At 41.8% G+C, this 8,743-nt stretch carries 6 protein-coding genes and 1 pseudogene; 5 read left to right on the forward strand and 2 right to left on the reverse strand.

The annotated features are described in order from the left end of the window. The first annotated feature begins 27 nt into the window (after positions 1–27). From IKW96_RS02390 to IKW96_RS02410, 5 genes are all read left to right on the forward strand, one after another. Positions 28–207 carry a hypothetical protein gene (locus IKW96_RS02390; RefSeq protein WP_296569882.1) on the forward strand — a complete coding sequence of 60 codons (180 nt, stop codon included), beginning with the start codon at positions 28–30 and terminating at the stop codon, positions 205–207. Positions 208–357: 150 nt separating this feature from the next. Then, positions 358–2,763, forward strand: coding sequence for a hypothetical protein (locus IKW96_RS02395; protein ID WP_296569884.1), 2,406 nt, complete (start codon positions 358–360; stop codon positions 2,761–2,763). 108 nt (positions 2,764–2,871) lie between these two features. Then, positions 2,872–3,129: a hypothetical protein gene (locus IKW96_RS02400; RefSeq protein ID WP_296569886.1), complete on the forward strand. Its 258-nt coding sequence runs from the start codon at positions 2,872–2,874 to the stop codon at positions 3,127–3,129. 57 nt (positions 3,130–3,186) lie between these two features. Next, positions 3,187–3,744 (forward strand): chromate transporter, encoded by a 558-nt coding sequence (locus IKW96_RS02405; RefSeq protein ID WP_296569888.1) that lies wholly within the window; start codon positions 3,187–3,189, stop codon positions 3,742–3,744. Continuing rightward, positions 3,731–4,297 carry a chromate transporter gene (locus tag IKW96_RS02410; RefSeq protein WP_296569891.1) on the forward strand — a complete coding sequence of 189 codons (567 nt, stop codon included), beginning with the start codon at positions 3,731–3,733 and terminating at the stop codon, positions 4,295–4,297. The genes IKW96_RS02405 and IKW96_RS02410 overlap by 14 nt, the downstream gene beginning before the upstream one ends. A gap of 440 nt (positions 4,298–4,737) precedes the next feature. Here IKW96_RS02410 and IKW96_RS02415 read toward each other — a convergent pair whose 3' ends face one another. Continuing rightward, positions 4,738–5,784, reverse strand: a complete 1,047-nt coding sequence (locus IKW96_RS02415) for a dockerin type I domain-containing protein (protein ID WP_296569893.1) — start codon at positions 5,782–5,784, stop codon at positions 4,738–4,740. Between the two features lie 9 nt (positions 5,785–5,793). Beyond that, positions 5,794–8,406, reverse strand: a pseudogene (locus tag IKW96_RS02420) (glycoside hydrolase family 9 protein); the annotation flags it as partial. Positions 8,407–8,743 lie beyond the last annotated feature (337 nt).

Below are 8,743 nucleotides of genomic sequence, written 5' to 3' on the forward strand. Positions count from 1 at the left end.
CTGTAACTCTTACAGGGGGCGTCCTGTTTGGAAAAATTTGGGTTAAAAGTCTTTGGAAGGGGGTTCGGGGGAGAACCTTTCCTCAGAAAGGTTTCCCCCGATAAGTCCCATATATACTTCTTTACGAGTACCGCACATATGGGGCTGGCTTTGTATTTTACCGAACTCACGGATATGCTTCTGAACCGATATGGAAAAGATGCATAATCAGAAAAATCTTATTTATACTATTGTCTGTGCCTCGCAACACGTTATATGTATATTTATTATTGCAATTCACGAAAAAACATGTTATAATAAAATAAAGATTTTTCGTGCCAATAAAGCCAATAAAAAGGACAGAACAGGAGGTATTTTATGAAACTGGTCAAAAAAATATTATCAGCTGTAACTGCACTGGTATTTTCCATTGGAAATGCTGCTTTATTTACTACAGAATCATACGCAGAAGCTGTTAACTGGGACAAGGTACTTGAAAACGGACCTGAATGGCTTCCATACGACTTCGGTTCCGCAATGTATTTTCATAATAACTACGGTACTACCAAAACCGAAGATGATTTGTTGTGTATCGTTTATCATGTTCCCGATTCCTACAAAATGTCTGCTGATATCAGTTCTTTCAAACGTGATGACGGAGCGACAGCGAAGTCTGAATATGAGTGGAATACATATACATTTGACTTCGATCTTACCTCTAACAGAGACAATGCGAAATATCCAAACATCAGCAAAGCAGGTACGGTCGGTTATCATTACGAAGCACTGATGATACTGAATAACTGTGCAGCAGGTTTTGATATCGACATCAGCATTGAGGATACGAAAACAGGAAAATCTTCGGAAAGCGTCAGATATACATTTGTAAATGAGGACGGCAAGCTGAAAGAGACCGATATTTATGGCTGGCTGCCGGATTCTGTTCCCGAATTCAATGATTATATTGATAAAAACGGCAATATCTCATTAAGAGACGGTCTGCTCGTTTACTGCAACAATGTAAACTACTCCACAGGAGAATCTCTGAACGTTGAACAGACTGGTTCGGGAAAGCTCAGTCTCGCTGTTGACACCAGCATAAGCAGGGACAATATCGTTCAGCCCGTAGGCGGAACCAACAGCATATTGCAGGTCTATAAGGGAGAAGCAGAAGGCAACGTTGATATTACATTTACCTCGGGCAGAACATGGGAAACAAACGACGCCGCTCTTAATACAGAGACTGCTTCTGTCCACGTAGATAAAGATCTTATTATTACTGAAAATAACAAGGATATCCCTGACTGGATACCTCAGGATTATGAGTCAACTGTAAAGTTCAGCAATGAACATGGTTCATCATTTGTAAATGATGGTATTATATGCTTTGTGCGAAATGTAAATTCAGACAGAATTGATGAATATCCTGTAGGTTTTGAGGGCTCAGCTTCCAAAAATATCGCAGGTTATGAGCTTATAAACAAAGTGTATGACGATCCCGGGGATAAGTATTCCGCATATAATGTAAGAGCTTATGATATACCGAACGACTCCACTCTCACTGTAAACTTCATGTACGGAAGACGAAACTCTAATATAAGAACGATCAGTTCATACAGTTTCCGGAAGGACAGCACTGGTTACATAACCCAAACCGATAAGTATTCATGGCTGCCGGACTGTCATGAAGAATTCAATGCATACTTTGAAAAGCACGGTGCTTTTTCCATACAGGGCGTCTATGTTATGTATTGCACAAACATCTCCGCTTCTGATACAGTTTTTTTAACGACTGAGCAGAACGGCTCGGGAACATTGATCGAAGATCACGAAGAAGTTTCAATGAAAAAGGAAGTTACGCCAACAAATACAGAAGAGACCGATCAAAGTGCCCCAAATCACATAATCAAGCTTTTCAAGCCTGTAAAACCAGGCACAGTCAAGCTTGTAATTTCAAAGGAAATAAATCAGAACAAAAATGTTACAGTTGAAGAAGAGTGTGCATACTTTACTGTCACCGAGGATATGCACATAATTCCAGCAGAAGAAAATGATATGAAAACTACTGTCAAGGGCGACTGCAACGGTGATGGTATTTTCGGTATCTCCGATCTTGTCTCCATGAACAGGTGGCTCCTTGGCAAGGACAGTCTCCCTGAGTACGGTATTGCAGACGTTAATGGCGACGGTATTTTTGATATTTTCGACTTTGTTGAACTGCGAAAGCTTATTATAAATAACATCAAGGAAGAACCAAGACCCGTTATGGTATTCATCAATGAGAACTACGCATGGTCGGCTTATCAGAACGTCACTGTTATAGATCAGTACGGTTCAGCTTATCAATTCAAATACAGTCAGGAAATGTCGAGCATATCCGATGCCAGGGACGACCTGATTCGGATAAAATCCGGCAACTGGTATGAACAGCTGCTTGATATAATGGCATCAAACAATGCGTCTGCCGGATTCATTCCCGACGGTGCAATGACAGAAATAAACAAGTTTGCTCAAAAGGCTGAAAGCTACAGTAAGTCAGAATTGAGCGGCATCGGATATATGTGCGACGCAGGCAGCAGTTCTGTATATATTATAGGTTCCGGCGCCGACGGCAAGCCTGTTAATGCGGAAATTGCAACTTACGGTGATTATGTTGGCTGGATAGATGATCCTGCTGCAAAGGATTTCATAAAATTACTCAGCAGCTATAATATTTACGGAAGCAATATTATAAAACTGCTTGAATATAACAGAGATTCATACTTTTATTCGTTCCTTCTTTGATTTATCTGAGTAAAAAGAACAAACACAATGCCCCTGAGCTTTACATAAAACGCTCAGGGGCATTATATTATCCATTTTATGGACAGAAGAACATCATCGGAATGCTGCTTGAATAGTACGATATCAAGGCTGCTCCTTTTAGGTCTTTCAGCAGCAGCTATCTTTGAGAAAACAGGCTTGCCTTGTATCATAGGTATGCTTGTAGTCGGAATATTTATAAATCCTTATGTACTTGATATGCCGGACAGTTCGATACCCGGTATATCTTCCGTGCTTCGGCAGGTGGCTCTCATCACAATACTCATCAGCGTATCTTCACGTTTATCCGGGAAATTCGGCAAGCTGTGGAAAGATACGTGGATTTAAAGCAAATAATTGACAGCCTGTCTGTTATTGTGATATACTGTTTAATGGTGATTAGCTTTGAATAAAAAACTTGATCTGTTCCTTACCTTTATGAAGATAGGAGCATTTACATTCGGCGGAGGATACGCCATGATACCGCTGATACAGCGTGAGGTCTGCACGAACAAGAAATGGCTTGATGAAAAGGAGATAAGCGATATTGTGGCGATTTCAGAATCCACTCCCGGACCGATAGCGATAAATGCGGCAACATTCGTAGGTTACCGTACCAACGGCTTTATAGGCGCCTGCTTTGCTACGCTCGGCGTGGTATTGCCGTCATTCATTATTATATCGATTATATCTTTTATTCTGAATGAGTTTAAGAGCTTCAAGGCTGTTCAGTATGCGTTCATGGGCATTCGTGCAGCCGTTCTTGCATTGATTTTGAAAGCATTATGGATGATGTTCAAGTCCGCAAAGAAGAATGTGATCTCTTACGTTATCATGGGCGCGGCCTTTATTCTGACAGCGTTTTTGAAAATAGATGCCGTATTCGTTATCATCGGCTGCGGTTTGTTCGGCTTGATATGGTCGCTGCTGAACAGAAAGGAGCATAGCAATGATACTGATTGAGCTGTTCATGATCTTCCTGAAAATCGGTGCTTTCACCTTTGGCGGCGGATATGCGATGATCGCTATGATACAGTACGAAGCTGAACGGCACGGCTGGCTCACAGAGGCGGAGCTTGTTGACTTCGTAGCTTTGAGTGAGAGCACTCCCGGACCATTGGCTGTGAATATGGCAACATTCGTAGGTATCAGGACAGGCGGTGTACTCGGTGCTGTCATAGCAACACTTGGCATTGTACTTCCGTCGTTCATAATAATACTTATAATCGCTAAGTTCTTTGAGAGATTTAAGGACTGCAAAGCAGTCAAAGGCGTTATGTCAGGCTTGAAGCCTGCCGTTGTGGGAATGATCGGTACGGCATTTCTTTCGGTTGGAAGGACAGTATTCTTTCCGAATGGATTGCAGACAAGCTCGTTTACTGATATATCATTCTGGATATTCCTCTGCTTATTCGCAGTATCGGCTGTTCTTGCATTCAGGAAGATGAATCCGATAAAAATCATACTGCTTGCGGCTTTTGTCGGAATAGGAGCAGGATACGGGCTCGGATTATAAGCGGCAAGCAGTTTTTTACTTTTAAACGAAAAAGGAGACCTAAAACATAGCAGAAATCCAACTTGTTCCGCTGGAATCATCAGATAGGGAGCAATTTATTAAAGACAATCAGGAAGCCTTCAACTATGGTGCAATGGAAGAATTCGGTCTCAGAGGCGCTCGCTTTGAAGACAAAGCCGACGAGCAGATCATTTCCAGAAAAACCATATGTTTTTACATAATTTCAATGTCGCATGCGCATTTTTGACTGCATTTGCATAGGCAGCAGAAAAGCCTGCATTTAGCGTTTTCTGCTAAATACAGGCTTCATAAAAGAGCGGACAGAGAGATCCGAATGTTTATTCGTTTCCGCATAAACAGAGCCTTTTATTCGTATGGAATGCTCTTCCTATATGAGAGTATTTCCTCTCCTTTATGGGATTTTCCCTGCGATATTTCTATTATTGCATCTTTCTGCCGCCCCATTCAACAACCGTGAAACCCTTTCTCTCAAAGTTCTCAAGCTGCTGAGGTTCGATATTCACGGCTTCTTCAAGAGGAACATAAGCCATGAACACGCGGAGCAGGCTGTCAGGTGCGGGAGTTATGTTCAGCTTTGCGGAATTTGTATACACATCACCTTGGAAAGATATGAGATTATACTTGTTATGCTCCATTAAAGGCAGCCAGTATACGATGAATTCGTTCATTTCTTCCTCGGTAAGTCCCATATATGTAAGCTTTTCCTTGAGGAAACTCTCTGTATCACTGCCTGCAACGCAGAAGCCTTTGGAAAAATCGAATCTTGTACGGCAGTTTACTGCGTCCCAGAAGAGATATTTATGATGTGTACCGTCAGCCTTGTTCCGAAGTGAACCGTCAGGAGAAGCTGTTACGTCCCAGCCGTTATTGTACTTAGGATAAGTTGTGGAGAGCTCTGCTTCTGTCAGCTCCAGCTCAACATGAACATCGGTCTCATTTTCGGGGTAAAGGTAAATTACAGGCTTAGCGGCAACAGCATCAGGATAAACAGTAGCTGTTTTATTATCTTCATCAACTGTTTTTATCCAGCCGTACCTTCCTTTATACTCCGTAAACATCCAGCGGTCATTATCCTTATTGTATCCAAGCTCATCAATGCTTGTATGTGCAGGGATAGTATTTATAACCTCATAGCTTTCATCGGGACCGAGACGCAGTTCAAGTCCGTCTTTAGCAACATTCATAGGATTACCGTATCTCAGACTCTTTTCAGGTATGACGCAATCCTTGAAGCTATTCCTGACAAACTCCTTCTTCATGCGGGTAAGGTCGAATATGTCCAGTTTGCCGTCAGCGCAGAAGTCGGCAGCCTTCCAGTCGTGAAGAGTGTATCTCTTATCACCTATCATCCATTTCTGTACGAGCAGAACGTCAGCTATGCTGAATTCGCCGTCAGCATTAACATCTCCTGACGCTGCCTTAGCGACAGGTTCTGTAGAAGCCTCGTCCTGTAGGAATGAAACTATCCATGCAAGAGAAGCATTACTGCTGAGAGAAGCTTCATTGGTAGACCATGATTCTACGGAATCAGCATAAAATCTTTCAGAAGGATCATCCGGATTTCCATATCCAATTCCCATAGCCCTCACATATGTGTCAATAGCCTTTGCAGTCGGACCGCTTACGATAACTCCGTCGGGTGCCTGAGGAAGAGACTTGTCGATCTCATACTGCCAGTATTCATGTGAAGGATTCTTTGTACAGTAAGAACCGTAACCGGAAATAAATGAGTATGACATAGGATTGTTGCCGAGGATATAGTCCATACCTCTTGCCACGCCGTTCAGGTATTTATCATCACCTGTTATGTCATATGCATAAGCCATAGCGATCATATTATTCAGAGCGCGTCCGTTGGAATCATATTCAAAGCCGCGGTAATATATTTCAGGACCTCTACTGTTTGGATCATAGTAACTTGGACCATCATACCTATACGGGATACCGTAGCCTTGTCTTTCTTCTTCTTCGATGAAATCATTTGCCGTTTCAAGAAGTGAACTCTTCAGCATCTCATTTTGTTCATCTGTGAGCAGATACTTGTGCATCAGCAGCGACAAAGACCCTGCTGCGGCTGGACTTTCGCAGTTGAACAATGTGAAGGAATATTCATGATCATTATTTGTTGTGCCATATATCCTTGGATAAAACGTAAATGCATCTTTAAATTCTGAAAGATCGGCAAGATAAACATCAGCATCTTTATCTTCCATTTCCTTTGAAGTGATATAAAGCTCACAAGCTGCCCAGTAGGCGTCAGCTGAGACCTCATAAGGGGATCCATTCGTTCCCTTCCACAGATTTTGAGGAGAATAGAATGATACTTGGTTAGCATGCTCATAAGCTTCTGCCTCATAAAAGTTTACCTTGTATGCCTGATATGCCTCCTTAGCACTTTCAAGAAGCTTATCTGCATATTCAGCGTCATATGATTCCCAAATTCTTGCTCCCTGTGCGGCACAAGCTGCATAATTCAAAGTTGCCGCAAATGTAGGCGGTTTAATGATACGTATATCGTCATAATTGACATAATCAGGTCTGTCGTTAAGACTGCGCCATCTGTGATCGGTTATGCAGTGATAATACATCCCCGTATATTTGCCCCATGTTTTCTCATCGGGCTGCACTTTCATACGTGACATAAAATCAAGCTCATATCTGCATTCGTCAAGAATATCGGGATATTAATTGCCCGTTTCGGGAACAACAACAATGCCCGAGCCGTCAGCAAATTTTCTGATTCCGTCTTGTGAACAGGTTGCACGCTCGTACATATTCTGGAGCGTCCATAGCGGAATACCGCCATCTGTCAAATTCTTGCTGTGATCGTCGGCTTTATACCAGCCTCCCGATGCATCAAGCTTTGAAGAAGCATAGTATTTGGTCGCTTCATCGTCTGACAGATATTCACCTATCCATTTAGTCTGAACATAGCCCATATCTGTCTTATGAACTCCTGCGTGTGCGAGTTTATCTTTTTCACCCGATGTGATGTAATCTGATTTGATATCTTCGCCCGAGCGGTTCTGATAGAAATAATTGAGCACATTGGTCAGCATATTATGTTCACTGTCACTGTAAATATCAGTACCTATCTTAAACGGAAATGATCTCCATTCCTTGTCCTTGATGCGGATATAGTACTCTCCGAGCTCGTTAAACTCAGAAAAGTCGATAATGCTTACAGTATCGCCAGAGTCAGCATCTTTCTTAGGCGTGCCTGTTTTGCTTGTATAAACAACTTCATCATCTGAAACTCTTACTATCTCATAGTCATATATATCGTCAAGCTCGAAATACTTTGCACCGTAGGTGAAATCTCCTTTATTATTGCCAAGTGTGGCTGTTTTTTCAAGTCCCTTATAATATCCAAGCTGATTAACAGATATAAAGTTATTCTCAAGTCCGCTGAAACCACGGGCAGTATAGCCGTAGTTAAATACAGGCGGACAGGTAATGTCATCTGTCAGGTCCTCAATGGACATATCATCGAACCATAACTCGTCGCCTTCATGAGCATTTCCACTATACTTGGTGCCTCTTGCATACTGGAAGGTCCATTGAGCAGCTTCAATATCATTCGCAGGCTTGAATATTCCCTCATAAGTCTGCCATTCGGTCGTAAGCTTTACAGCGCTCTGCGGCCAGTTGCCGTCCATATCAGGACCCATATGCATATCGTTAGTCGAACCGTCAAGCACAAAATATTCTTCAGAGCCGCTGAGATTACCGATAAAGGAGTACAGTTCCATACCATTACGTCGCGCCTTTACCTTGAAACTTACCTTGTACTCATGACCCTTTTTGAAATCGAGGTTCATGTGTCTGAACTGAAGATCCCACCTTTCCTTTTCGGCACCTTCCGGTAATAAGATTTTGATGTGTACAGTGCCATCAGAAAGCTCAAAATCCTGCCTCGCAGGGCTGTTCTCCACAGTATACCAAGGAAGCATCTTATGAGAAAATGATGTCTCTCCAAGGAGCTCATAAGCAAATACTTCCTTCGGCTCTGATATACTGACGGCGGTTGATACGATCATTACAGCCGTCATCAGTCCTGCAACAATCTTCTTATAATTTTTATGCATGGTATTCCCTCCCTTTATCTATCTGCATTTATAATAATATTATATATTATCATCTTACGTATGTCAAGATAGATTGTCACTATTAACAAACAAGTACACAGTATCAATATCCTCTAACCCGAATATCTCTACTTTACTTGATTAGAAGAGTTTAAAATAATACCCAAATCAGATTTAATAACAACAGCTCCCTCGCGGGTAATGTCATTAAGCTAATCGAATAATGAAAAGGAATCAGGAGTATGTTTGAAAATAAACGAGCATACTCCTGATAGTATTTATTAAAAAAAGGCAGCACGAAAAGACAGATCAGAGATCTGCCAGAAAAAATATTGAC

Source organism: Ruminococcus sp. (assembly GCF_017549005.1).
Classification (GTDB): domain Bacteria; phylum Bacillota; class Clostridia; order Oscillospirales; family Ruminococcaceae; genus Ruminococcus.

Coding starts and splice junctions, on each gene's coding strand:
- IKW96_RS02395 (WP_296569884.1), top strand. CDS start 358: ATGAAACTGGTCAAAAAAATATTATCAGCTGTAACTGCACTGGTATTT.
- IKW96_RS02410 (WP_296569891.1), top strand. CDS start 3,731: ATGATACTGATTGAGCTGTTCATGATCTTCCTGAAAATCGGTGCTTTC.